Below are 970 nucleotides of genomic sequence, written 5' to 3' on the forward strand. Positions count from 1 at the left end.
TGGAACGCCAGTTACGATTGATACGAATGCTGCTGAGACGCTAACAACTTTAGTACTGAATGCGGATGATACGAATCTGGATTATACGGATGAAGATGGTGTAACGACTCAATTAGATTTTACAGCTCTGGTTCAGAACTTGGAAACGATCACGACTCTAGTGGATAACACCGATGGTACCTTTACCTATACCAACGAAGCTGGAACGCCAGTTACGATTGATACGAATGCTGCTGAGACACTTACGACTTTAGTGCTGAATGCGGATGATACGAATCTGGATTATACCGATGAAGATGGTGTAACGACTCAATTAGATTTTACCGCTCTAGTTCAGAACTTAGAAACGATCACGACTCTAGTCGATAATACCGATGGTACCTTTACCTATACTAACGAAGCTGGAACGCCAGTTACGATTGATACGAATGCTGCTGAGACGCTTACGACTTTAGTGCTGAATGCGGATGATACGAATCTGGATTATACCGATGAAGATGGTGTGACAACTCAATTAGATTTTACAGCTCTAATTCAGAACTTGGAAACGATCACGACTCTAGTGGATAACACGGATGGTACGTTTACCTATACTAATGAAGCTGGAACGCCAGTTACGATTGATACGAATGCTGCTGAGACACTTACGACTTTAGTGCTGAATGCGGATGATACGAATCTTGATTATACGGATGAAGATGGTGTAACGACTCAATTAGATTTTACCGCTTTAGTTCAGAACTTGGAAACGATCACTACCCTAGTGGATAACACGGATGGTACGTTTACCTATACTAATGAAGCTGGAACGCCAGTTACGATTGATACGAATGCTGCTGAGACGCTTACAACTTTAGTGCTGAATGCGGATGATACGAATCTAGATTATACGGATGAAGATGGTGTAACGACTCAATTAGATTTTACAGCTCTAGTTCAGAACTTGGAAACGATCACGACTCTAGTCGAT

The 970-nt window shown here is 41.9% G+C and carries 1 pseudogene; it reads left to right on the forward strand.

Annotated features, from left to right (window positions below):
- Positions 1 to 139 precede the first annotated feature (139 nt).
- Positions 140 to 970: pseudogene (locus IL45_RS02200) on the forward strand (hypothetical protein); the annotation flags it as partial.

This window comes from Nonlabens ulvanivorans, from assembly GCF_000732625.1.
GTDB classification, from domain to species: Bacteria; Bacteroidota; Bacteroidia; order Flavobacteriales; family Flavobacteriaceae; genus Nonlabens; species Nonlabens ulvanivorans.